Annotated in this window: 1 protein-coding gene; it reads right to left on the reverse strand. The window is 44.0% G+C overall.

What is annotated here, in order from left to right; all coding sequences use genetic code 11:
• The coding region (locus tag JUI58_RS19665) for a tetratricopeptide repeat protein (protein WP_204105512.1) at positions 1-727 on the reverse strand (727 nt) is incomplete at its 3' end.
• Between the last annotated feature and the right edge of the window lie 456 nt (positions 728-1,183).

Consider the following 1,183-nt stretch of genomic DNA (forward strand, 5'->3'; position numbering starts at 1 on the left):
CTCCCCTGATGCGGTTACGGTAGGCTTCCCCCAGATTATTTTGCGTCGTTGCCCATTGTTGGGGAAAGGCTTCGCGGGTACGGACTTGTAAAGCGGCTTGGTAGCAGGCGATCGCCAGTTCGAGATTCTCCCCCCGCTCTCCCCTGATGCGGTCAGAGTAGGCAGTACCCAGATTATTTTGTGTTATTGCCCAATCTTGGGGAAAGGCTTCGCGGGTATAGACTTGTAAAGCGGCTTGGTAGCAGGCGATCGCCTGTTCGAGATTCTCCCCCCGCTCTCCCCTGATGCGGTTACGGTAGGCAGCACCCAGACCATTTTGCGTCGTTGCCCAATCTTGGGGAAAGGCATCGCGGGTAAGGACTTGTAAAGCGGCTTGGTAGCAGGCGATCGCAATTTCAATATTATTGGCACGACTACCTAACGGAAATTGACTAATACAATTAGCAAAGTTTACAAGAGTTCTTGCTAGAAGTTGATTTCCCTCAGAATTATTGGGGTCAAGTTCAGACTCAAACCATTGTTTGATAATCTCTGCAAAGATCGGATCGAGTTTCTCTTGATGTTGTGCCAATAGCGGATAAACAACTTGAGGATCGCTGTTACTTTCATCTACTGCTTGCAATACTTCCCTTAAAAAGCGGAAATAGTCTTCCCTTGTCGCATCGGTTTGGGTGCTATTCTGGAGATATTCTGCTAATTGTTGCAGCCATTTTTGCCAAAACTTCATTTTCCTCTCTTGCCTCAAGCCCACAACACAATAATTTCTCTAGTTTACCTCTCACGCAAGACTCTTGCAATATTCAATCCCCACTCCCCCGGTTAAAACCCCGATATTAAGTTAGCGAGAGGGAAAATTCCTGCCTTTTCCTGCCTTTTCCTGCCTTTGTTTCAGTATTGCTGAGGATGTTTTCTCCTCAACCCGTTCAAATGGGTTAGGAAATTGTGAGAATTATAGCCTGCTGGGTGCATCTCAAAGTTACAAATTGACAACATCTCCTCTCATAATTCAGGAAGCTAGGGAGCTACAATAATATCTGAAATATTCGATAATTGAGGTAGTGCGAGCATCTTGCTCGCTATTTTCACAACAATATCGTTATTTTCAAAACAATATCGTTATTTTCAAAACAATATCGTTATTTTCAAAACAATATCGTTATTTTCAAAACAATATCGTTATTTT

The sequence above is a fragment of the Spirulina sp. CCY15215 genome (assembly GCF_016888125.1).
GTDB lineage: Bacteria > Cyanobacteriota > Cyanobacteriia > Cyanobacteriales > Spirulinaceae > CCY15215.